The 21,871-nt window shown below is 70.5% G+C and carries 20 protein-coding genes and 1 rRNA gene; 5 read left to right on the top strand and 16 right to left on the bottom strand.

All coding sequences use genetic code 11. From position 1 onward, the window contains the following. Positions 1-117 precede the first annotated feature (117 nt). Complete coding sequence (locus tag ACWDRW_RS26035) at positions 118-1,464, bottom strand: helix-turn-helix domain-containing protein (RefSeq protein WP_451726465.1); 1,347 nt, start codon at positions 1,462-1,464, stop codon at positions 118-120. A 182-nt stretch (positions 1,465-1,646) separates the two neighbouring features. On the opposite strand from ACWDRW_RS26035, the gene ACWDRW_RS26030 reads away from it, so the two are divergent. Continuing rightward, a complete protein-coding gene (locus ACWDRW_RS26030) occupies positions 1,647-2,330 on the top strand; it encodes a DUF4232 domain-containing protein (protein WP_451726464.1) in 684 nt (227 codons plus the stop codon). 21 nt (positions 2,331-2,351) lie between these two features. Here the strand turns inward: ACWDRW_RS26030 and hemB are convergent, their stop codons facing one another. Then, a complete protein-coding gene (gene hemB / locus ACWDRW_RS26025; RefSeq protein WP_451726463.1) occupies positions 2,352-3,344 on the bottom strand; it encodes a porphobilinogen synthase in 993 nt (330 codons plus the stop codon). 303 nt (positions 3,345-3,647) lie between these two features. Between hemB and ACWDRW_RS26020 the strand changes: the two genes are divergently transcribed. Continuing rightward, a complete protein-coding gene (locus tag ACWDRW_RS26020; RefSeq protein ID WP_451726462.1) occupies positions 3,648-5,033 on the top strand; it encodes an FAD-binding oxidoreductase in 1,386 nt (461 codons plus the stop codon). A gap of 51 nt (positions 5,034-5,084) precedes the next feature. Here the strand turns inward: ACWDRW_RS26020 and ACWDRW_RS26015 are convergent, their stop codons facing one another. The 5 genes from ACWDRW_RS26015 to ACWDRW_RS25995 form a co-directional block, all read right to left on the bottom strand. Next, a complete protein-coding gene (locus ACWDRW_RS26015) occupies positions 5,085-6,791 on the bottom strand; it encodes a uroporphyrinogen-III synthase (protein WP_451726461.1) in 1,707 nt (568 codons plus the stop codon). Further along, complete coding sequence (gene hemC / locus ACWDRW_RS26010; protein ID WP_451726460.1) at positions 6,788-7,747, bottom strand: hydroxymethylbilane synthase; 960 nt, start codon at positions 7,745-7,747, stop codon at positions 6,788-6,790. Before hemC ends, ACWDRW_RS26015 begins: the two co-directional genes overlap by 4 nt. After that, positions 7,744-9,468 carry a glutamyl-tRNA reductase gene (locus ACWDRW_RS26005; RefSeq protein WP_451726459.1) on the bottom strand — a complete coding sequence of 575 codons (1,725 nt, stop codon included), beginning with the start codon at positions 9,466-9,468 and terminating at the stop codon, positions 7,744-7,746. The genes hemC and ACWDRW_RS26005 overlap by 4 nt, the downstream gene beginning before the upstream one ends. Continuing rightward, the gene (locus ACWDRW_RS26000; RefSeq protein WP_451726458.1) at positions 9,465-10,229 is read right to left on the bottom strand and encodes a redox-sensing transcriptional repressor Rex; all 765 of its coding nucleotides are present in this window, start codon (positions 10,227-10,229) and stop codon (positions 9,465-9,467) included. The genes ACWDRW_RS26005 and ACWDRW_RS26000 overlap by 4 nt, the downstream gene beginning before the upstream one ends. Before the next feature lie 252 nt (positions 10,230-10,481). Beyond that, positions 10,482-10,775 (bottom strand): glutaredoxin family protein, encoded by a 294-nt coding sequence (locus ACWDRW_RS25995; protein WP_451726457.1) that lies wholly within the window; start codon positions 10,773-10,775, stop codon positions 10,482-10,484. Between the two features lie 106 nt (positions 10,776-10,881). Between ACWDRW_RS25995 and ACWDRW_RS25990 the strand changes: the two genes are divergently transcribed. The 3 genes from ACWDRW_RS25990 to ACWDRW_RS25980 all read left to right on the top strand — a co-directional run bounded on the left by ACWDRW_RS25990 (position 10,882) and on the right by ACWDRW_RS25980 (position 14,480). Further along, on the top strand, positions 10,882-11,796 hold the full coding sequence (locus ACWDRW_RS25990) for an HAD family hydrolase (RefSeq protein ID WP_451726456.1): 915 nt from the start codon (positions 10,882-10,884) through the stop codon (positions 11,794-11,796). 441 nt (positions 11,797-12,237) lie between these two features. Continuing rightward, positions 12,238-13,011, top strand: coding sequence for an ECF subfamily RNA polymerase sigma factor, BldN family (locus ACWDRW_RS25985; RefSeq protein ID WP_451726455.1), 774 nt, complete (start codon positions 12,238-12,240; stop codon positions 13,009-13,011). 233 nt (positions 13,012-13,244) lie between these two features. After that, positions 13,245-14,480 carry a DUF5667 domain-containing protein gene (locus ACWDRW_RS25980; RefSeq protein WP_451726454.1) on the top strand — a complete coding sequence of 412 codons (1,236 nt, stop codon included), beginning with the start codon at positions 13,245-13,247 and terminating at the stop codon, positions 14,478-14,480. 95 nt (positions 14,481-14,575) lie between these two features. Here the strand turns inward: ACWDRW_RS25980 and ACWDRW_RS25975 are convergent, their stop codons facing one another. The 9 genes from ACWDRW_RS25975 to rrf all read right to left on the bottom strand — a co-directional run. Then, the gene (locus tag ACWDRW_RS25975; RefSeq protein ID WP_451726453.1) at positions 14,576-15,619 is read right to left on the bottom strand and encodes a lysophospholipid acyltransferase family protein; all 1,044 of its coding nucleotides are present in this window, start codon (positions 15,617-15,619) and stop codon (positions 14,576-14,578) included. 13 nt (positions 15,620-15,632) lie between these two features. Continuing rightward, positions 15,633-16,694 carry an NAD-dependent epimerase/dehydratase family protein gene (locus tag ACWDRW_RS25970; RefSeq protein ID WP_451726452.1) on the bottom strand — a complete coding sequence of 354 codons (1,062 nt, stop codon included), beginning with the start codon at positions 16,692-16,694 and terminating at the stop codon, positions 15,633-15,635. A gap of 295 nt (positions 16,695-16,989) precedes the next feature. Further along, positions 16,990-17,088 carry a 30S ribosomal protein bS22 gene (locus ACWDRW_RS25965; protein WP_003948845.1) on the bottom strand — a complete coding sequence of 33 codons (99 nt, stop codon included), beginning with the start codon at positions 17,086-17,088 and terminating at the stop codon, positions 16,990-16,992. Positions 17,089-17,245: 157 nt separating this feature from the next. Then, positions 17,246-17,458: a helix-turn-helix domain-containing protein gene (locus tag ACWDRW_RS25960; RefSeq protein WP_004984898.1), complete on the bottom strand. Its 213-nt coding sequence runs from the start codon at positions 17,456-17,458 to the stop codon at positions 17,246-17,248. Positions 17,459-17,587: 129 nt separating this feature from the next. Beyond that, positions 17,588-18,403: a phosphatase gene (locus ACWDRW_RS25955; protein ID WP_451726451.1), complete on the bottom strand. Its 816-nt coding sequence runs from the start codon at positions 18,401-18,403 to the stop codon at positions 17,588-17,590. A 253-nt stretch (positions 18,404-18,656) separates the two neighbouring features. Next, on the bottom strand, positions 18,657-19,832 hold the full coding sequence (locus ACWDRW_RS25950; protein ID WP_451726450.1) for an acetoin utilization protein AcuC: 1,176 nt from the start codon (positions 19,830-19,832) through the stop codon (positions 18,657-18,659). Beyond that, positions 19,783-21,000 carry an MFS transporter gene (locus ACWDRW_RS25945; RefSeq protein ID WP_451726449.1) on the bottom strand — a complete coding sequence of 406 codons (1,218 nt, stop codon included), beginning with the start codon at positions 20,998-21,000 and terminating at the stop codon, positions 19,783-19,785. Before ACWDRW_RS25945 ends, ACWDRW_RS25950 begins: the two co-directional genes overlap by 50 nt. 70 nt (positions 21,001-21,070) lie before the next feature. Then, the gene (locus ACWDRW_RS25940; RefSeq protein WP_451726448.1) at positions 21,071-21,715 is read right to left on the bottom strand and encodes an HAD family hydrolase; all 645 of its coding nucleotides are present in this window, start codon (positions 21,713-21,715) and stop codon (positions 21,071-21,073) included. 63 nt (positions 21,716-21,778) lie between these two features. Next, positions 21,779-21,871: ribosomal RNA gene (rrf, locus tag ACWDRW_RS25935) — 5S ribosomal RNA — on the bottom strand; the annotation flags it as partial.

The following is a 21,871-nucleotide window of genomic DNA, read 5'->3' as shown; positions in this document are numbered from 1 at the left end:
CCGCGATACGGACTCCCCCGGTCCGTACCGGCCGTGCCGCCCCCAACCCGAGGGCCCCCTCATCCGTGCAGGCCGGCGCCGGTCGCCCGCGGCCCACGTCCCCCGCCGGACGCGGCACTAGCCGCCCTCCCCGATCGAGGCGATCCACTTCTCGCCGCCGAGCGGGAACTCGTACGCGGGACGGCCGTTGTTGCCGCTCGTGCGGAACGGCTCGCCGCCGTCGTCGACGACGAGCTTGCCGCTGCGGCCACCGCTGGACCAGGCCAGCTCCAGGTACCAGCGCACGTCGTACGCCGAGGCGTCGGCCGTGATCTTCAGAACCTCCGGGTCGGACTCGCTCACCTTCAGCGGGAAGTCCCGCTGCCCGGCGGCGGCCGCCACGATCGGCCGGGCCCCGTCCAGGGCCACGGTGAAGGGGCGGGTGGGCACGCCACCGCCGCAGCCGACGCCCATCACGTAGTCGTTCCAGGCGAGGGGCCGGTCCTTGCTGACCACGTGCACGGTCAGGCTGTCGAGCACCACGGTCTCCTCGCCGGTGCCCTGCACGGTCAGCGTCACGAGCTGCTCCCCCGCCGACACGGCCCCCACCGCGTCGACCCAGGCGGGCGCGTCCTGCTGGAAGGGCGGCGGGGGGACCTTGGCCGCCTGCTGTTCGATCAGATAGTGCTGGGAGCAGGGGTGTTCCCAGGCGTACGGCCGGGTCGTGACGGTCAGCGGCGGCCCCGCGTCGGCCTCCGGGGCGGCGGCGCCACCAGTCGTGCGGCTCGCGGAGGGGGAGGCGGGCGGGGTGCTCTTCGCCTCCGGCGAGGGGGACTTGGAGGGCGGGGCCGAAGTCCGCGGGGCGTCGCTGGACGCGGCGGCCCCGACGGGACGGCGCCGAGCGTCGTCGCCCTGCCGCTCGTCCCCGGAGAGGGGGTTCGTGGCGAGGGCTACCGAGGCGAGAACGGCGGCGACGGCGACCGCGCCCGCGGCTCCGGCGAGGACGACGCTACGGCGACGGAGGCGGCGGCGCGGGGACGGTACGGTGGGCTCGGCGAGCGCGGCAGGGCCGGGGGCGGCGTCGGGGAGTTCGGGAGGCTCGGGGAGTTCGGCTGCCGGAGCTTCCTCGGCCGGAGCTTCCTCGGCAGTAGTTTCCTCGACCGGCGCTACCTCGACCGGCGCTTCCTCCGCCATCACCCGCGCCGAAGTGCCCTCCCCCGCCACGCCCTTCCGCTTCCTCATCGCGTCGGCCAGCACCCACCGCCGATGCAGCTCCACCAGTTCCTCCGGGGAGGCCTTGCAGAGGCGGGCGAGCCGTTCGACGGGCGCGTAGTCGGTGGGTACGGCGTCCCCGTTGCAGTACCGGTGCAGGGTCGACGTACTCATGTGCAGCCGTTTGGCGAGCACCCCGTAGCTGTGTCCGGACCGGTCCTTCAACTCCCGCAGTAACGCGGCGAACCCATCCCCGGCAGTGCCGTACGACACCGTTCCTCCATCCCCCGTCATCCCGTTCCCCCGTTCCAGGGGAGGGGTGTTCTCGCACGTCAGACGTGCCACTGGCATTCCAGTGTCCCGTATCCCCCGCCGACCGCTGCGGCCGGGACAAACGATCGCACAAGCTCTCCTCATCCACAGCGAACCCGTATCCACGGACAAGGACTTCAGCCATGCGCACCTTCCGCCACGCCCGTCTCGCCGCCGCCGCGGGCGCCGCCCTCGTCACCTTCGCTCTGACCGCCTGCGACGACGGCACGGGCACAGAGGACGAGGGCGCGTCGAAGCCGACGGCATCGGCATCGGCACCCACGACGGATCCCGCGAAGACGGAGCAGCCGGCCGAGCCGGACCAGCCGGCCGAAGCGGACCAGCCGACCTCCACCCAACAGCCCGACGCGTCCGTTCCGTCGGGCGACTCCGGCTCCGCTCAGCCGGTGACCTGCAACGGCGCCAACACGAAGGTCACCGCCCAGCCGGTGTCCCGCCCCCTGAACCACATGCTGCTGACGGTGACCAACACCGGCTCGAAGCCCTGCTCGCTGTACTACTACCCGGTGCTCCGCTTCGACGAGATGCAGTGGGTGCCGCAGGCGATGCCGGAGACCAAGCCGCAGGCGGTGCCGACCCTGGACCCGGGTGACTCCGGCTACGCGGGCGTCCTGCTCAGCGCGGCGGACGGCAGCGGAGAGGGCGGCATGACCGGCGAGAAGCTGACGGTCGCGTTCCAGGGCCGGACCCCGAACAGTTCGGGCGGCGCCTCCGCGACCCCGGCGCTTCCGGCGAAGGGCCTGTACTACGACAGCGCGCTGTCGGTGACGTACTGGCAGCAGGAAGCGCAGGACGCGTTGAACTGAGGTCGGCGGCCGGGAGCCGAACTACCGCAGCTTCTGGGCCACTTCGGTGGCCCAGTAGGTGAGGATGTTCCGGGCGCCGGCCCGCTTGATCCCCGTGAGGGTCTCCAGAATGGCCCGGTCACGGTCGATCCAGCCCTTCTCGGCGGCGGCCTCGATCATCGAGTACTCGCCGGAGATCTGGTAGGCGGCGACGGGAACGTCGACGGCGTCCGCGACCCGGGCGAGGATGTCGAGATAGGGCCCGGCAGGCTTCACCATCACCATGTCGGCCCCCTCCTCCAGGTCGAGGGCCAACTCGCGCAGGGACTCCCGGGCGTTGGCGGGGTCCTGCTGATAGGTCTTGCGGTCCCCCTGGAGGGAGGAACCGACGGCCTCGCGGAAGGGCCCGTAGAAGGCGGAGGCGTACTTGGCGGTGTACGCGAGGATGGCGACGTCCTCGCGGCCGATCTGGTCGAGTGCGTCCCGGACGACACCGATCTGCCCGTCCATCATTCCGCTGGGCCCGACGACATGGGCACCGGCGTCGGCCTGGACCTGAGCCATCTCGGCGTACCGCTCGAGGGTGGCGTCATTGTCGACGCGCCCCTGATCGTCGAGCACTCCGCAGTGCCCGTGGTCGGTGGTCTCGTCGAGACAGAGATCCGACATGACGAGCAGCTCGTCGCCGACCTCGGCGCGAACGTCCCGGAGGGCGACCTGCAGAATCCCGTCGGGATCCGTCCCCGGGGTTCCCAGGGCGTCCTTCTTGGACTCCTCCGGCACGCCGAAGAGCATGATCCCGGATACCCCGGCGGCGACGGCCTCGGCGGCGGCCTTCTTCAGAGTGTCCCGGGTGTGCTGCACAACGCCGGGCATGGAGGCGATGGGCACGGGCTCGGCAACCCCCTCCCGCACGAAGGCGGGAAGAATCAGATCGGCCGGATGCAACCGCGTCTCGGCAACCATCCGCCGCATGACAGCGGACCCCCGCAACCGCCGCGGCCGGGCCCCAGGAAATGATCCATACGTCGACATACCACTACGCTACGCCCGCCCCACCACCCCCGATGCCGACGCGATGTCGGCCACATCCCCTCAGCCGCGGAAGTCAACGAGCTGCGGGCACCCGCCGGCGCGGGCGAGCGCAAACCCACCCCCACCCCAGCCACCACGGACCCAGAACAAGCCCCCGCGCCCCGTCGACCTGCACACCCCACCCCCACAAGCCATCCTGGAAGAACAGCAGACCCGACAAAACCAGGGCCCGACGGCCAGGCACTCCGAAACACCGCACCCGACCGCCGCCGTCCCTCCGCACGCCGCCGCCGGAGGACCCCCATGACCGCCCCCCACCCCACCCCCGACCTCTTCGCCCTCTCAGAGATCCAGGGCCCGGTCCTACGCCCGGGCGACCCCGGCTACGCCGAAGAAGTCACCGGCTTCAACCTCGCCGCCCTCCACACCCCGGACGTGGTCGTCGGCGCCACCAGCCCGCACGACGTCGTCACCGCCCTCCGCTGGGCCTCGGCCACCCACACCCCCGTCGCGGTACAAGCCACCGGCCACGGCGCCAACTTCCCGATCGACCACGGCCTCCTCATCAGCACCACCCGGATGACAGACGTGACGATCAGCCCCGAGGCCCGCACCGCCACCATCGCCGCCGGCGCGAAATGGCGCCACGTCCTCGAAGCCGCCGCCCCCCACGGCCTCGCCGCCCTCACCGGCTCCTCCACGGACGCGGGCGTCATCGGCTACACCCTCGGCGGTGGTCTCCCCGTCCTCGGCCGCACCTACGGCTACGCGGCCGACCTGGTCCGTTCCTTCCAGGTGGTCCTCCCGGACGGCACCCTGCACGAAGCGGACGCCGCCCAGGAACCGGACCTGTTCTGGGCCCTGCGCGGCGGCAAGGGAAACGTCGGCGTCGTCACCTCCCTCACCTGCGACCTCCTGCCGCTCCCCACCCTCCTCGGCGGCGGCCTCTACTGCCGGGGCGAGGACGCGGAACCCCTGCTCACGGCCTGGGCGGAGTGGACCCGGCAGGTACCGGAGGAGATGTGCACGGCCTTCACCCTCCTCCGCCTCCCCCCGATCCCCCAGATCCCCGAACCCCTGCGAGGCGGTTTCTGGGCCCGGATCGCCGTGGCCTGGACAGGCGCCCCGGAGGCAGGCGAGGAGCTCCTCGCGCCACTGCGCGCCGCCGCACCCGTGGTCGTCGACATGGTCGAGGTCATGCCGTACACGGCGATGGACCGCATCTACCTGGAACCCCAGGACCCGCTGCCCGCCCGCGAGTCCTGCAGCCTGCTGCGCGAGCTGCCCCCGGAGGCGATCGGCGCGTTCCTCGCCCAGGCGGGCCCGGAGGCACCGGACTACCCCCTCACCATGACCGGCCTGCGCCACATGGGCGGCGCCCTGTCCCGCCCGGCGCGCGCGGAGGACGCGATCTGCGCGAGGGACGCCGACTTCCTCCTGGAGGCGGTGGGAGTTCTGGCGGCCCCGCCCGAGGCGGAGGCGATAGAGCGCGCGACCACGTCCCTGCACGCGGCGATGGCCCCCTACGGCACCGGCTACACGATGGTCAACATCCACGGCACCCCGGGCAACCCCGACGACCGGGCCCGCGCCTGGACCCCGGAGACGTACACCCGCCTGCGCCGCGCCAAGAAGACGTACGACCCGGAGAACCTGCTCCGCTACGGCCACACCGTCACGCCCGCGTAGACGACGAAGGGCCGACCGAGCTTCCTCGGTCGGCCCCTGCGAACCGTCACATCACGTCGTCGTCCGGCGTCTGCGCGCCCCCGGCCGCCGCTCGCTCGGCCGAGTCACCGGGTCCCCGGCCTCCACGGCGGCGGCCCGCCGCTTCGCGCCGAAGTCCGCCAGCGCCTCCGCCAGCTTGTGCACGGACGGCTCGGGAGCCATCACGTCCACCCGCAGCCCGTGCTCCTCGGCGGTCTTCGCCGTGGCCGGACCGATACAGGCGATCACGGTCACGTTGTGCGGCTTGCCGGCGATGCCCACCAGGTTCCGCACGGTCGAGGACGAGGTGAAGAGCACGGCGTCGAAGCCACCGCCCTTGATCGCCTCCCGGGTCTCCGCCGGCGGCGGCGACGCCCGCACGGTCCGGTACGCCGTGACGTCGTCGACCTCCCAGCCCAGCTCGATGAGCCCGGCCACCAGCGTCTCCGTGGCGATGTCCGCCCGCGGCAGGAACACCCGGTCGATCGGGTCGAAGACGGGGTCGTACGGCGGCCAGTCCTCCAGCAGACCCGCGGCGGACTGCTCCCCGGAAGGCACCAGATCCGGCTTCACACCGAACGCGATCAGGGCCTTCGCCGTCTGCTCGCCCACCGCCGCGACCTTGATCCCGGCGAAGGCACGGGCGTCGAGCCCGTACTCCTCGAACTTCTCCCGCACGGCCTTGACGGCGTTCACGGAAGTGAAGGCGATCCACTCGTAGCGGCCCGTCACCAGGCCCTTGACCGCCCGCTCCATCTGCTGCGGCGTCCGCGGCGGCTCGACGGCGATCGTCGGCACCTCGTGCGGCACGGCCCCGTACGACCGCAGCTGGTCGGAGAGCGAGGCCGCCTGCTCCTTCGTACGCGGTACGAGCACCCGCCACCCGAAGAGTGGCTTGGACTCGAACCACGACAGCTGGTCGCGCTGGGCGGCGGCGGAACGCTCACCGACCACGGCTATCACCGGCCGCCCGCCCTCGGGCGAGGGCAGCACCTTCGCCTGCTTCAGCGTCTGCGCGATCGTGCCCAGCGTCGCGGTCCAGGTCCGCTGCCGGGTCGTCGTACCGGCGACCGTGACGGTCAGGGGGGTGTCCGGCTTCCGGCCGGCGGCCACCAGCTCGCCCGCCGCCGCGGCGACGGAGTCGAGGCTCGTCGACACGACCACCGTCCCGTCGGAGGCGCCCACCTCCGTCCAACACCGGTCCGACGCCGTGCGCGCGTCCACGAACCGCACGTCCGCGCCCTGCGCGTCGCGCAGCGGCACACCGGCGTACGCGGGCACGCCGACCGCGGCCGCGACACCGGGGACCACCTCGAAAGGCACCCCGGCGGCGGCGCACGCCAGCATCTCCTCGGCGGCGTACGCGTCGAGCCCGGGGTCCCCGGGCACCGCACGCACGACCCGCCTGCCGCCCCGCGCGGCCTCCATGACAAGATGTGCCGCATCCCGCACAGCGGGTGCCCCAGCGGTCGTTGACGTGCCGTCAACAACCGCTAGCTGAGGCGTGCCTGTGCCCGGAACCGGGTCCGACGAAGGATCCGGATCCGTGTTCACGACGGACACGCCCGACCTGGCGTGCACCCGGACGACGTCGAGCACCTCGTGCTCGGCGACGAGTACGTCCGCGTTCGCCAGCGCCTCCACGGCGCGCAGAGTCAGCAGTCCCGGATCCCCGGGTCCGGCACCCAGGAAGGTGACGTGCCCGTGTTCAAGGCCGGTGGTAAGGGCGGTGGGGCTCACTGTGCTCGCTCCCCCATCAGACCGGCCGCGCCCTGGGCAAGCATCTCGGCAGCGAGTTCGCGACCGAGCGCCAGCGCATGGTCGTGCGTCTCGGGCACGGGACCGGTGGTGGACAGCTGCACCGTGCGCGTGCCGTCGGTCGTGCCGACGACGCCACGCAGGCGCATTTCCTTGACAATCTGCCCGTCGGCCAACAGGTCGGCCAGCGCGCCCACAGGGGCGGAGCAGCCGGCCTCCAGGGCGGCGAGCAGTGACCGCTCGGCGGTGACGGCGACCCGCGTGAACGGGTCGTCGAGCTCGCCGAGCGCGGCGATCAGCTCCGCGTTGTCCGCGGTGCACTCGATCGCCAGGGCCCCCTGGCCGGGGGCGGGCAAAACGGTGTCGACCGAGAGGAAGTCGGTCACTTCGTCGATCCGGCCGATGCGGTTCAGGCCCGCCGCGGCCAGCACGACGGCATCGAGCTCGCCGTTGCGGACGTATCCGATCCGCGTGTCGACGTTCCCGCGAATGGGGACGGTCTCGATGTCCAGCCCATGGCCGCGGGCGTACGCGTTGAGCTGCGCCATCCTGCGCGGCGAACCGGTGCCGATGCGCGCCCCGCGCGGCAGGTCGGTGAACTTCAGCGCGTCCCGCGCGACGATCACGTCCCGCGGGTCCTCGCGCACCGGGATGGCTGCCAGCGCCAGCTCGTCGGGCTGCCCGGTCGGCAGGTCCTTCAGCGAGTGCACGGCGAAGTCGACCTCGCCCTTGAGCAGCGCCTCGCGCAGCGCGGTGACGAAGACGCCGGTGCCGCCGATCTGGGCGAGCGACTCACGGGAGACATCGCCGTACGTGGTGATCTCGACGAGCTCGACGGGCCGTCCGGTCACCTGGCTCACGGCGTCCGCCACCTGCCCGGACTGGGCCATGGCGAGCTTGCTCCGCCGGGTCCCGAGCCTCAGTGCCTTGTCTTTCATGCCGGCCCTCGGTCTTTCTCGGTGCTGTCCTCGGCCCGGGAGACGGCGGCAACCGTCTCGGGGTCGAGGTCGAACAGGGTCCGCAGCGCGTCCGCGTACCCGGCACCGCCGGGTTCGGCCGCGAGCTGCTTGACCCGTACGGTCGGCGCGTGCAGGAGCTTGTCCACGACGCGCTTCACGGTCTGGGTGATCTCACTGCGGTGCTTGTCGTCGAGGCCCGGCAGCCGCCCTTCCAACCGGGCGATCTCCCCGGCGACGACATCGGCGGCCATGGTCCGCAGGGCGATCACGGTCGGCGTGATGTGCGCGGCCCGCAGCGCGGCCCCGAAGGCGGCGACCTCGTCGGAGACGATACGACGCACCAGATCGACGTCGGCCGCCATCGGAGCGTCCGCCGAAGCCTCGGCCAACGACTCGATGTCCACCAGCCGCACCCCGGCCAGCCGGTGCACGGCGGCGTCGATGTCACGGGGCATGGCGAGATCGAGGAAGTACAGGACGGGCTCGGGCCGCGCCACCTCGACGGGCTCGGGCCGACGGCGCTCGGGGATCCGGCCGATGGTCGCGACGGTGGCGGCGAGCGCGGTGATCAGTTCGGCATCGGCCTCGGGCGCACGACGGGCGGACTCGCGACGGTCGATCGTGCCGTTGTCCACCCAGGCGGCGTGCTGCTCGAGGGTGGCGGCGTCCATCCCGGCCACGGCGGCTTCACCCATGACGGAGAACCCGGTCTGGACGGCGGACAGATCGAGGGGGCAGTTCTCGTCGTCACCCGCAGGGCCTACGGGCAGTCGTGTCGCCTGGGCGGCCCCCGCGGCCGCGGCGGACGGCGCCTCGTCCGCGCCCGGCCGCGCGTCCGACGCCGGGCCGGCCCCGACCGAAGGCATCCGCCCGTCCACGGCCGCGGCAACAGCCTCGGCGGTCAGCACGAGCCCGGTCGCCCCCGTGCAGGACACCGCGACATCGGCACGTGTCAGTTCGCCCGCCACCGAATCCATCGGCACCGCGCGAGCCAGCCCCGCCGACCCCTCGTTCAGGATCTCCGCCAGCCGCTCGGCCCGCTCAGCCGTACGGTTCGCGATCACGACCTCGGCCACCCCGGCCCGCGCCAGCGTCGCCGCGGCCAGCGACGACATCGACCCGGCCCCGATGACCAGCGCCCGCTTCCCACGCGCCCAGTCCTGCACAGCCGTACCACCGGAGAGCTGCTCCAGCCCGAAGGTGACCAGCGACTGACCGGCCCGGTCGATACCGGTCTCGGAGTGCGCCCGCTTACCGACCCGCAGCGCCTGCTGGAACAGATCGTTCAGCAGCCGCCCGGCCGTGTGCAGATCCTGCGCCCGCGCCAGCGAGTCCTTGATCTGGCCGAGGATCTGCCCCTCGCCCACGACCATCGAGTCAAGCCCGCAGGCCACCGAGAAGAGATGGTGGACGGCCCGGTCCTCGTAGTGCACGTACAGATAAGGGGTGAGCTCGTCCAGGCCGAGGCCACTGTGCTGAGCGAGCAGCGTCGACAGCTCGGCGACACCCGCGTGGAACTTGTCCACGTCGGCGTACAGCTCGATCCGGTTGCAGGTCGCGAGCACCGCGGCCTCGGTCGCCGGCTCCGCGGCGACCGTGTCCTGCAACAGCTTCACCTGGGCGTCCGCGCTCAGCGCCGCCCGCTCCAGCACGCTGACCGGGGCGCTGCGGTGGCTCAGTCCCACGACGAGGAGACTCATGCCGGCATCACGGCGGGTACGTCCCCGTCGGGCCCCTTGTCGCCGGACTCGCCGCGCACGGCGGCGACCGGAGCGGTGCCGTCGTTCGCCGCGGCCTCCTCCCCGGCCTTGCGCTGCTCGTGGAAGGCGAGGATCTGCAGCTCGATGGAGAGGTCGACCTTGCGCACGTCGACACCGTCGGGGACGGTCAGCACGGTCGGCGCGAAGTTCAGAATGGAGGTCACCCCGGCGGCCACGAGCCGGTCGCAGACCGGCTGGGCGGCACCGGCGGGAGTGGCGATGACGCCGATCGACACGCCGTTGTCCTGGATGATCTTCTCCAGGTCGTCGGAGTGCTGGACGGGAATCCCGGCGACCGGCTTGCCGGCCATGGCCGGGTCGGCGTCGATCAGCGCCGCGACCCGGAAGCCACGCGAGGCGAACCCGCCGTAGTTGGCCAGCGCCGCGCCGAGGTTACCGATACCTACGATCACAACCGGCCAGTCCTGGGTCAGCCCCAGTTCGCGGGAGATCTGGTAGACGAGATACTCGACGTCGTAGCCCACTCCGCGCGTCCCGTAGGAGCCCAGGTAGGAGAAGTCCTTGCGCAGCTTGGCGGAGTTGACGCCCGCCGCGGCCGCGAGCTCCTCGGAGGAGACCGTGGGTACCGAGCGCTCCGACAGTGCGGTCAGCGCGCGAAGGTACAGCGGAAGCCTGGCGACGGTGGCCTCGGGAATCCCTCGGCTACGGGTCGCCGGTCGGTGAGTTCGGCCAGTTGCCACGGTGCTCCTGCGGGTAGAGCGGGGCTGCAGGCGGTCACACGTCCCCAGACCGCCCCGTCGAATGCAGGCTATGTCTTTGTGAACGCGTGCACAAAGATGGTGTCCGATTTGCCCGGCCAACGTGACCGGGGTCACGCGCCGTCGCCTCATGGCCCACACGGGGGTCAAAACCGAACACTCTCCTCAACGATCCCCACCCCCGAGACCAGGTCGCCGACGATCCTAAGTCAGTTTGCGAGCAAGTTGGACTGGTCAGTCAGTGCCCGAGAGGGCGGCGCGGAGGCGGTTCTCGTTCACCCGCCAGAAGGTGTGCTGTTCACCGTCGACGAGTACGACGGGGATCTGTTCCCAGTACTGGTCGTGGAGTTGGGGATCCTGGGTGATGTCCTTCTGTTCCCAGGGGACCCCCAAGTCACCGCAGACCTTCTCGATGACGATCTGTGCGTCATCACACAGATGGCAGCCGGGCTTGCGGATGAGGGTGACGAGCCGGTCCTCGGGCACCTTGGCCGGCTTGCGGCGAAAGATGGGACTCATGTCAGCCATTCTCGCGCGTGACCGCGCGCGTGTTTAACGGCGCGGTCGCGCAGAGTTCACAGCCTCCCAACCTCTCGACTCCGGAAGCTCCGAACAGAATGGCTATGCTCACGCCATGGCCGCTCTCGGATGGCTCACTCCCCGTAGGCGCTCCGCCACGGCGCGAAGCGTGTTGGCAGGCGAGGCCTCGGCGGAGGCCGCGCGCAAATCGGTGCCGGAGTCCCTGCCCGCGCAGGAACCGGAGTTCCCGGTCCTCGGCGACGACAGGGCAGCCGCCTTCTTCGACCTCGACAACACCGTGATGCAGGGCGCCGCGCTCTTCCACTTCGGCCGGGGCCTGTACAAGCGGAAGTTCTTCGAGACACGCGATCTGGCGCGGTTCGCCTGGCAGCAGGCGTGGTTCCGGCTGGCCGGGGTCGAGGATCCCGAGCACATGCAGGAGGCGCGGGACTCGGCGCTGTCGATCGTGAAGGGCCACCGGGTCTCCGAGCTGATGTCGATCGGCGAGGAGATCTACGACGAGTACATGGCGGAGCGGATCTGGCCGGGGACGCGGGCGCTGGCGCAGGCACACCTGGACGCGGGCCAGAAGGTGTGGCTGGTGACGGCGGCGCCCGTGGAGATCGCGCAGGTGATCGCGCGACGACTGGGCCTCACGGGCGCGCTGGGCACGGTGGCCGAATCCGTGGACGGCGTCTACACCGGCAAGCTGGTGGGCGAGCCGCTGCACGGCCCGGCGAAGGCGGAGGCGGTGCGCGCGCTGGCGACGGCGGAGGGCCTGGACCTCTCCCGCTGCGCCGCGTACAGCGACAGCCACAACGACATCCCGATGCTGTCCCTGGTGGGCCACCCCTACGCGATCAACCCGGACACGAAGCTCCGCAAGCACGCGCGCGACCTGGACTGGCGCCTGCGCGACTACCGCACGGGCCGCAAGGCCGCCAAGGTCGGCATCCCCGCGGCTGCGGGCGTGGGCGCGGTGGCCGGCGGCACAGCGGCGGCCATCGCCATCTCCCGCCGCCGCCGCTGACACCTGCGGCGCGTCCACCGGTTCGGCGGGGAGGCGTGCCGGTGATGCCCACGCGGCCGCGAGGCAGTCGTGCCGACGACCGCGGCAGGCGCAACACCGCCCACCTCTGATCACCCACAGGCCGCACCACCCGAACCCGGCCAATCCCCACGCCCTGCCCCGGCAACCCCCTGTCCAGTCACCTTGGCTGCACACGGCCACAACAGACCCCGGACCCGGCCGAAACTCGATCCCTTTTGATCAACAAGTGATCACTGTGAGGCACTCAGTCGACCCTCAATCGGTAACAGAAGCGACGTAATCGATGATTTGAGCAACTGGGTGTAGCAGCGCCTGTACGAAGCGTTATTCTCCTCAGACGCAATCCGGTACCCCTCCGTCGCTACGACGGGTGAACGGTCCCGTACTGCACGTGATGGAAGCTCTGCCTCTGGGAGTCCCGTGTACCCACACGTCGGGGTTGACGCCTCGGGCCTGGCTACGCTGCGCGCAACGGTCCAAGACCTGTTGCGCGGCTTCGTCCCCACCGCGTACGCCGTCCCCACCCTCGCCGTAGCCGCCGCCCCCGTCGGCCCGTGCTACGCACTCGCCGACGGCAGCGCCGCCGTCGGCAGACGGGGGCGCTCGGCCGGCGCCACGACCGCCCGGCGCCCGGCCGCGGACAGCGACAGCGCCCGCATGATGGATCTCGTCGAACGCGCGCAGGCCGGCGAGGCCGACGCCTTCGGGCGGCTCTACGACCAGTACAGCGACACCGTGTACCGGTACATCTACTACCGGGTGGGAGGGAAGGCCACCGCCGAGGACCTCACCAGTGAGACCTTTCTGCGGGCGCTGCGGCGCATCGGGACCTTCACCTGGCAAGGACGCGACTTCGGCGCCTGGCTGGTCACCATCGCCCGCAACCTCGTCGCGGACCACTTCAAGTCCAGCCGGTTCCGCCTGGAGGTCACGACCGGCGAGATGCTCGACGCCAACGAGGTCGAGCGGTCGCCCGAGGACTCGGTGCTGGAGTCGCTCTCCAACGCGGCCCTGCTGGACGCCGTACGACGGCTCAATCCTCAGCAGCAGGAGTGCGTCACGCTCCGGTTCCTGCAGGGGCTCTCCGTCGCCGAGACCGCGCGCGTCATGGGGAAGAACGAGGGTGCGATCAAGACCCTCCAGTACCGGGCCGTGCGTACGCTCGCCCGGCTCCTCCCGGACGACGTCCGTTGATCACACACGCTCAGTAGCCTCCAACTCGCTGTCGGTGAAAGTCCGTTGACTCCCCGATCCGATCATCCGCCGTCCGTAACCCAAGTGCCGCGACGCTCGTTGTGCGGGATGCAGGCTCCCTGTGGTCACTACCCGGCCGCCTCCGATCACTCGATCGTGTGGATGCGGTCAGGGTGTGCAACCCTCAGGACCCCCTGGGGAGTCGACCGTCATGACGAGAGGAGGTGCCGCCAGTGATCGCGAACGTATCGGCGCACCGGCGGGCGAACGCCTTCGCCCAGGCCCTGGAGGAGCAGTCCGACCAGGGCACGGCGGCCGAGCAGTCCGAAGGACCGGCACCGGCCCCGGCGCTCGCGGAACAGACCGAGCAGGGCCGCCTGTTGGCCCTCGCGTCCGGTCTCGGCGGGCTGCCCAAGCCAGCACTGGATCCCGAGGTCAAGGTCGTCCAGCGGGCCCAGCTCGTGGCCGCGATGGAGGCCATGCTGCTGGAGGGCGCAGGAGGAGGAGCGGACACTTCGGTACCGGAGCAGCGCTCCCACCGGGCCCGCGGCGCACACCGGGCGAGCCCGCTCGGCAAACTGCGTCCGCGCTCCCGGCTCACCAAGGGCCTGGCCGCGGGCGGCCTCAGCGTCGGCGTGGCCGCCGGTGCCTTCGGCGGAGTCGCCGCCGCCAGCGGTGACGCCCTGCCCGGTGACTCGCTCTACGGCCTCAAGCGCGGTATCGAGGACTTCAAGCGCGGTCTGGCCGACGACGACATCGAGCGCGGCCAGGTCTTCCTCGACCAGGCCTCCACCCGGCTGAGCGAGGCCCGCCGGCTGATGGAGCGCGACCGCGCCGGCCAGCTCGACCACGAGTCCCTGGGCGAGATCCGCCGCGCCCTGTCCGGCATGCACCACGACGCCTCCGAGGGCCACCGGCTGCTCTCCGCGGCGTACGAGGCCGATCCGGACTCGCTCGGCCCCATCCAGGCGCTGTCCACCTTCTCGCGGTCGCACCGGGACGCCTGGGGCGCCCTGCGCGACCGCCTTCCCGTCCAGCTGGGCGACGTCGGTGAGCAGGTGTCGTCGGTCTTCGACGCCATAGACGAAGATGTCGCCCCGCTGGAGTCCCTGCTGCCCCAGCCACCGGCCCAGGGCGGCGGCGACGGCAGGCGGCAGGGCGGTTCGGGTACGGCGTCCACCGGCGCGTCGCCCGGTACGGACCGCTCGACCCCGAGCAGCGGCAACAGCGCCCCCGGCGGCCGCCATTCGAGCAGCGGCAGCCCCAGCACATCCGCGGGCGGCTCCACCAGCGAGGACGACGGCCTGCTCGGCGGCTCCACCGGCGGCCTGCTCGACCCGCCGCAGGACACCGACGGCACCACACCCTCGACCAGCGACACTCCGGTTCCTGAGCCGGATGTGACGCTCCCGCCGCTCCTCCCGGGTCTGCTTCCCGGGCTCGGCATCGAGGCCGAGGACGCGGACTAGGCGGCACGGAAACGGGGGCGCCCCTCCTGATCTTCAGGAGGGGCGCCCCCGTTTCCGTATAAACGTTTCTTCTACCCGAAGAGGCGGCTGGCGTCCTAGAAGAAGACCGACCTGCGCTGCACCAGCAGCTTGTAGAGGGTGTGCTGGATCTGTTCCCTGACTTGGTCGGTCAGGTTGAACATCAGCATGGGATCCTCGGCGGCCTCCAGGGGATAGCGGTCCGTGGGGATCGGCTCGCCGAACTGGATCGTCCACTTGGTCGGCAGCGGGATCGCACCCAGCGGGCCGAGCCACGGGAAGGTCGGAGTGAGCGGGAAGTACGGGAAGCCGAGGACCCGGGCGAGCGTCTTGGCGTTGCCGATCATCGGGTAGATCTCCTCCGCGCCCACGATCGAGCACGGGATGATCGGCACGCCCTGCCGCAGCGCGGTCGACACGAACCCGCCGCGGCCGAAGCGCTGGAGCTTGTAGCGCTCGCTGAAGGGCTTGCCGATGCCCTTGAAGCCCTCCGGCATCACCCCGACCAACTCGCCCTGGCCGAGCAGCCGCTCGGCGTCCTCCGCGCACGCCAGGGTGTGACCGAGCTTGCGGGCCAGTTCGTTGACCACCGGCAGCATGAAGACCAGGTCCGCCGCCAGCAGCCGCAGATGACGGCCGGCCGGGTGGTTGTCGTGCACCGCGACCTGCATCATCAGGCCGTCCAGCGGCAGCGTGCCGGAGTGGTTGGCGACGATCAGCGCGCCGCCCTCGGACGGGATGTTCTCCACGCCCTTCACCTCGACCCGGAAGTACTTCTCGTACACCGGCCGCAGCAACGACATCAGGACCTGGTCGGTCAGCTCCTCGTCGTAGCCGAAATCGTCGACCTCGTAGTCCCCGGTGAGGCGGCGGCGCAGGAAGGACAGCCCGCCGGCGATACGCCGTTCCAGTCCGCCGCCGTCCCGCGGCTCCGGCTTCTCGTCAGTCACAGGGACATCATCCTGCGAGATCGCCGCCCCGGGCAGGGGCTTGACCTCGCGTACCACCGCGGGCTCCGCGCCCTGGCGTCGGCTCCCCGCGCTCCGGCGCCGCGGCGGCCGGGGTACGGCACCCCCGCGGGACCGGTCGTCGTCGAACGGAATGACCTTGGCATCCGCCATCGTGATGCGCTCCTCAGTTGGCGCTCTGCGTCGGGGGTTGGCCGCTGCCCGGGAGGGACAGCGCGGCGATCCGGTCGACGGCCCCCTGGAGGGCCTCCGGCGGGAGCAGTCCGGGTCCGCGGCTGTGCGCGAAGTCCGCGAAGGTCTCCGCGGTCGTGTATTTCGGCTGGAATCCGAGCGTCTCACGCATCTGGTCCGTCGCCACGACCCGGCCGTGGGTCAGCAACCGGATCTGCTCGGGCGAGAAGTCCGTCATACCCAGCGTGCGCACCAGCGATCCCGCCCAGGTGACGGCGGGCAGCAACAGGGGCACGGTGGGCCGGCCGAGCCGTCGCGAACACTGCGACAGCAGCAGGACCCCGTCGCCGGCGATGTTGAAGGTGCCGCTGTTGAGGGTGCCCCGCTCCGGCTCGTGCGAGGCGATCCGCAGCACCTCGATCACGTCGTCCTCGTGCACGAACTGCAGCCGCGGGTCGTAGCCGAAGACCGTCGGCAGTACGGGCAGCGAGAAGTACGCGGCGAGCGGCGTCTCCGCGGTCGGCCCCAGGATGTTGGCGAACCGCAGCACACACACCGCCACATCCGGCCGCCGCCGGGCGAAGCCGCGCACATAGCCCTCGACCTCGACGGTGTCCTTGGCGAAGCCACCGCTGGGCAGGGACTTCGGCGGAGTGGTCTCGGTGAAGACGGCGGGATCCCGCGGCGCCGAGCCGTAGACGTTCGTACTGGACTTGACCACCAGCCGCTTCACCGTCGGGGACTTCTGACACGCCCCGAGCAGCTGCATGGTGCCGATGACGTTGGTCTCCTTGACCGTCGTCCGACTGCCGCTGCCCAGCGCCATGCCCGTCACGTCCATGTGTACGACGGTGTCCGCGGCCGTCTCGGCCAGGACCCGCGCTATGGTCGGCTGCCGGATGTCGGCCTGGATGAAGTCAGCCCCGCCCAGGTGATGCTCGGGGGGCACCGCGTCCACGGCGACCACCCGGTCCACCTGTGGGTCACGCTGAATCCGTCGTACGAACCGGCCCCCCAGTTGACGGGCCACTCCGGTCACGAGCACGACCTTGCCCAAGATCAGCGCCTTCCTTCCAGGACTCGTCCAGACCTGATGTACCGCTGCTCGTTACCCTGCCGGGTTCCCCGTGTGCGGCCAACTTAGCGGGTCGATGTTGCGCTGTGATGACCACCCAATGCACCAAGTGACGACATCCCCGGACGTACGAACAGACCAAGCCATTCGGGTGTCCAGGCATACGCACGGAATCCGGCCCGCCGCACAACCGGCCTCGCGAAACGCGCGCGGCCCCCCACCTGAACCGGTGGGGGGCCACACACACGCTCTCGCGGCTCGCGTCGCGCGAAGTGTCTTACTTCTTGTTGCGACGCTGAACGCGCGTGCGCTTGAGCAGCTTGCGGTGCTTCTTCTTGGCCATCCGCTTGCGCCGCTTCTTGATAACAGAGCCCACGACTACCCTCGCTCACTTCTCATCACTCGGTGTTTGGGCGCCATGGGCCCACACGACCTACGAGGGGCTAGCCTACCCGCCCGAGCGCTGAGGTCGTAATCGAGGTGAACGAGGGGGGTCCACCGATGCCCTGAGGACCCCCTCGCCCGTGTCGCCATCAGGCGGTTTCCACCCCCACATAGCTCTCGCGGAGGTACTCGTGTACCGCTTGCTCGGGGACGCGGAAGGACCGCCCCACCCGGATCGCGGGCAGATGACCGCTGTGCACCAGCCGGTACACGGTCATCTTCGACACTCGCATCACCGAGGCGACTTCCGCCACGGTAAGGAACTGAACCTCGTTCAGAGGCCTCTCGCCAGCTGCAGCCATGACACACCTGAACCTTCCGCACTCGACGGCCACCGGCTTCCCCTTCCGGTGACTCTTCGTCGTTGCGTGCTCACTCCCCAATGTAGGGGCGGGTGATGCGAGTGGGGAAGAGGTGCAGCCATCGGCGACCTACTGTGACAGACACGCTCGATTGAGTACGTAGCGGGTAAGCGGCCGGTAGTAATCAGACCGCACAGCGTCATCAAGTGGAACGACGACGGACACGACCCCCTCGGCCTCCCCCACAAAGAGCGCGGGGTCATCCGTATCCGCGAGCCCAATGGCCTCAAACCCCAGCTGACCTGCCCCGCAGACCCAACCGTGGTCCCCGATCACCAGCTCCGGCAACGGCCCGCCGGCCTCGGCGGCTGCGGCGAGCGCGGTACGAACCGGGAGGGGTGAATGGGAGTGTGCGCCGGGCTCACCACCGGAGCTCGGGCGGTCCGGTTCTCGCACCAGCGCGACTCCTCGTACGTAATCAAGGTTGTAGGTGCGTAGGCCGAACTGGGTCGTTATGTCGACACAGCGACCCTGCGCCGGTGTGAGTACGGCACATCCCGCCGCCGAGAGAGCGTCCGCGAGGGCGGCGTAGAAACCGAGCAGCCGGTGCGGATGCCCGGTGCCGAGCAGCACGGGACCGCTACGCCGGGCGACGGCTCGGATCCGCGCGGAGAAAGCATCAAGACCGGCGACGGTCCGCTCAGGATCGATCACATCATGCCCGTCGACGCGCGACGGATCACCGGAAACCCCGCACCTGTCGGCCATGAGGGCCACCAACTCGGCCTGTCCCCAGCCCGCTTGCGGATCGATCCCGATCAACACCCGCGGATCCCGGGCGGCGAACAACCGATAACTCCGCAGACTCGCCTCCCGCGAGGTGGCCACGACCCCAGCAAGCCGAGCGGCGACAAGATGAGCCCGCAGAGCCTCATTGGACAGCACGAGTCGATGCTGGCGGACGGTCCCACCGCGAGCCGCCGGAACGAAGGAACTCCGCACGGTTGGCGTAACGCCCCACCAGCCAGGCGCGCACCCAGCAACACGAACCCCACGGGCGGCTCTCTCAGCCCGGGGGGCGGGTTTGGGACCTAAGGCCGCCCCTCAGCCCACAGGACGCCTCCAAGCCCGCGGAGCGGGTTCAGCCCGCAGGGCGGCTCTCACAGCCCACAGGGCGGGTTCAGCGCGGAGACCGGCTCTACGCCAACAACCCCCGCAACGGAAACACCGCCCGCCGAGCCGCCAGCACCGCCTGGTCCAACCGATCCGCAGGGTCGTACCCGGCCTCCCAGGCCGCCCACCCCACAGGCCACCGCCCGTCAGTCATCCGCATGGGCGCCAACTGCCGCGTACGCGCGAACACTTCCTGCCGCCACCCCTCAGGGATCACCGCCTCAGGATCGATCTCCCGACCCGCAGCGATCCCCACCAGATGCGTCCAGGACCGCGGCACCACTTCCACCACCGCGTACCCCCCACCCCCGAGCGCCACCCACCGCCCCTCAGCGAAGTCATGGGCCAGCTCATGACAGGCGACCTGCACAGCCCGCTGCGCGTCCAACGACACGGCCAAGTGCGCCAGGGGATCCTCGAAATGCGTGTCGGCCCCATGCTGAGTCACCAACACCTGCGGCCGAAACTCAGCCAGCAACTCCGGCACCACAGCGTGAAACGCCCGCAACCACCCGGCGTCCCCCGTCCCCGCCGGCAACGCCACATTCACCGCCGACCCCTCCGCGTCCCCCGCCGCGCCGGTCTCCTCCGGCCACCCGGTCTGCGGAAACAACGTCCGAGGATGCTCGTGCAAGGAGATCGTCAGAACCCGCGGATCCTCCCAGAACGCGGCCTGCACCCCATCCCCGTGATGCACATCCACGTCCACGTACGCGACCCGCTCCGCGCCGAGCTCCAGCAACCGCGCAATCGCGAGCGACGCGTCGTTGTAGATGCAGAACCCCGACGCGCTCCCGGGCATCGCATGATGCAGTCCACCCGCGAAGTTCACCGCATGCAGCGCCTCCCCCCGCCAAACAGCCTCCGCGGCCCCCACGGACTGCCCCGCGATCAGCGCGGACACCTCGTGCATCCCGGCAAAGGCGGGATCATCGAGCGTCCCCAGCCCGTACGACCCCTCCGCGCCCGCCGGATCGGCGGACGCCGCCTTCACGGCCGAGATGTAGTCCTGCCGGTGCACGAGCCGCAACGTCGACTCCCCCGCGGCCTTCGCCGCGACGACCTCCACGTCCCGGTCCAGCCCGAAGGCCTCCACCAGTCGACGCGTCAGGGCGAGCCGGACCGGATCCATCGGATGGTCCGGGCCGAAGTCATAGCCCGTTACTGCCTCGTCCCACATCAGCTGTGCGCGGCCGCTCATGCCCGCCACCGTATCGGTCCGGTTGAGCGTCGAACGAGCGGGCGTACACAAGCGTCACCAGCACCAACACCATGGGCACAAGCATCGCCCCGCGGTAACTCCAGGCATCGCCCAGCGCCCCCACCAAGGGCGAACCGATCAAAAAGCCCACATAGTTGAACACATTCAACCGGGCGACAGCCGCATCCGAAGCCCCCGGGAACAACCGCCCAGCCGCCGCGAAGGTCTGCGGCACCAGCACGCACAACCCCAGCCCGACCAAGGTGAACCCCAGCATCCCCACCCAGGCCCCAGGCGCCCCGGCCACCACCGCGAACCCACCGGCGGCCACCACAGCCCCCCACCGCACGACGGCCACAGCCCCGAACCGCCGCACCCCGTAGTCCCCGATGGCCCGCCCCAACAGGGTCGTCACCATGTAGACGTTGTACGGCACGGTCGCCAGCGCCTCACTGCTTCCCAGCACGTCGTCGAGGTACTTCGCACTCCAGTTGGAGACGGTGGAGTCCCCGATATAGGCGAAGGTCATCACCAGGCACAGCGGCAACAGCAGCTTGAACCCCAGCCCTCCGACAGGGCCCCCACTCACCGCGTCCCGTACCGGCTCAGGCTCCCCGTCGACGTACCACCGACTCCCCACGAACACGGCCGGCAACAGCACGACGACGACAGGCAGATACGACACGAACAGCGCGAAGTCCCACCGCGCCCCCGCCCAGGCCAGCGAGGCCCCGAGAATCCCGCCCAAGCTGTACGCGGCGTGAAAACTGAGCATGATGCTGCGCCCGTACGACCGCTGCAGACTCACCCCGAGCATGTTCATCGAGGCGTCCAACGCCCCCACGGCCAGCCCGAACATCCCGAGCGCCACCGCCAGCTCGACCATCCGGTCCCCCGCCGCCACCCCGAGCAGCGCCAGGAGCACGACCGGCTGGGACCAGCGCAGCACCCGACTCGGCGGCACCCGCTTGACCAGCCGCTCGGTCGCCACACTCCCGACACCGGCCAGGATCGGCACGGCCGCGAGGAAGGCGGGCAGCAGCGCGTCGGAGACCCCGTACCGGTCCTGAATGGCCGGTATTCGGGTCACCAGCAGCGCGAACGCGACGCCCTGAGCGAAGAAGCCGAACGCCAACGAGGCCCTGCCGCGCCGCAGCACATCAGTCATGGCGGCGAGCGTAGGGCCCCGGCGTACTCGTGGGTAGATCCGGCCAAAGATGAATTTCCTTCAGCTTCGCTCAGACCAGCAGATCGAGCAACTCACTCATGTCGGAGAAGAGTTGGTCGGCCCCACCGAGCTTGGCGGCTGGTGTCATGGCGGTGAACCCCAGCACATCCATCCCAGCCGCCCGAGCCGCCTGCACCCCCAGCGGACTGTCCTCGATCACCACGCACCGCGCCGGCTCAACCCCCATCCGCGCGGCCGCGTGCAGGAACAGATCCGGCGCAGGCTTCCCTCGCCCCACATCCTCCGAACTGAAGATCCGGGCGTCCTCGAACCACCGGTCCAGCCCGGTCTTCCGATGCCCCACCCGTATCCGCTCATGGCTCCCGGAGGAGGCCACACAGTACGGCACCCCGTCCGCGGCCAGCTTCTCCAGCACCTCACCAGCCCCCGCCACGGCCTCCAGCTCCCGCTCGAAGGCCGCGAACACCCGCCCGTGGAAGACGTCATCGAACTCCTGGGGCAGCCGCTGCCCCGTCCGCTCCAGAACCAGCTCATGGATCCGGTGCATGGCGGACCCCATGTAGTCCCGGATGGACTCCTCGTACGACGTCGGATGCCCGAGTTCGGTCAGATAGCCGGCCAGCAGCCTGTTGGAAATGGGCTCACTGTCGACAAGCACGCCGTCGTTGTCGAAGATTATGAGTTCATAGCGCATGACAATGAGCCTAAACGCAGAAAACCCCCGTGCCGGATGGCACGGGGGTTTTCTCTAAAATTTGTTCGGCGGCGTCCTACTCTCCCACAGGGTCCCCCCTGCAGTACCATCGGCGCTGTAAGGCTTAGCTTCCGGGTTCGGAATGTAACCGGGCGT

It is taken from the genome of Streptomyces sp. NPDC003635 (assembly GCF_053587635.1).
This window is presented reverse-complemented; position numbering and strand designations above follow the sequence as displayed.

Bases quoted from the DNA above. Each gene is read 5' to 3' on its own strand.
- ACWDRW_RS25950 (WP_451726450.1), bottom strand. From the start codon at position 19,832: ATGAGCGGCCGCGCACAGCTGATGTGGGACGAGGCAGTAACGGGCTAT.
- ACWDRW_RS25995 (WP_451726457.1), bottom strand. From the start codon at position 10,775: ATGGCTGACATGAGTCCCATCTTTCGCCGCAAGCCGGCCAAGGTGCCC.
- ACWDRW_RS26020 (WP_451726462.1), top strand. From the start codon at position 3,648: ATGACCGCCCCCCACCCCACCCCCGACCTCTTCGCCCTCTCAGAGATC.
- hemC (WP_451726460.1), bottom strand. From the start codon at position 7,747: ATGAAAGACAAGGCACTGAGGCTCGGGACCCGGCGGAGCAAGCTCGCC.
- ACWDRW_RS25940 (WP_451726448.1), bottom strand. From the start codon at position 21,715: ATGCGCTATGAACTCATAATCTTCGACAACGACGGCGTGCTTGTCGAC.
- hemB (WP_451726463.1), bottom strand. From the start codon at position 3,344: ATGTCGACGTATGGATCATTTCCTGGGGCCCGGCCGCGGCGGTTGCGG.
- ACWDRW_RS25960 (WP_004984898.1), bottom strand. From the start codon at position 17,458: ATGGCTGCAGCTGGCGAGAGGCCTCTGAACGAGGTTCAGTTCCTTACC.
- ACWDRW_RS25975 (WP_451726453.1), bottom strand. From the start codon at position 15,619: ATGGCGGATGCCAAGGTCATTCCGTTCGACGACGACCGGTCCCGCGGG.
- ACWDRW_RS26005 (WP_451726459.1), bottom strand. From the start codon at position 9,468: ATGAGTCTCCTCGTCGTGGGACTGAGCCACCGCAGCGCCCCGGTCAGC.
- ACWDRW_RS26030 (WP_451726464.1), top strand. From the start codon at position 1,647: ATGCGCACCTTCCGCCACGCCCGTCTCGCCGCCGCCGCGGGCGCCGCC.
- ACWDRW_RS25945 (WP_451726449.1), bottom strand. From the start codon at position 21,000: ATGACTGATGTGCTGCGGCGCGGCAGGGCCTCGTTGGCGTTCGGCTTC.
- ACWDRW_RS25990 (WP_451726456.1), top strand. From the start codon at position 10,882: ATGGCCGCTCTCGGATGGCTCACTCCCCGTAGGCGCTCCGCCACGGCG.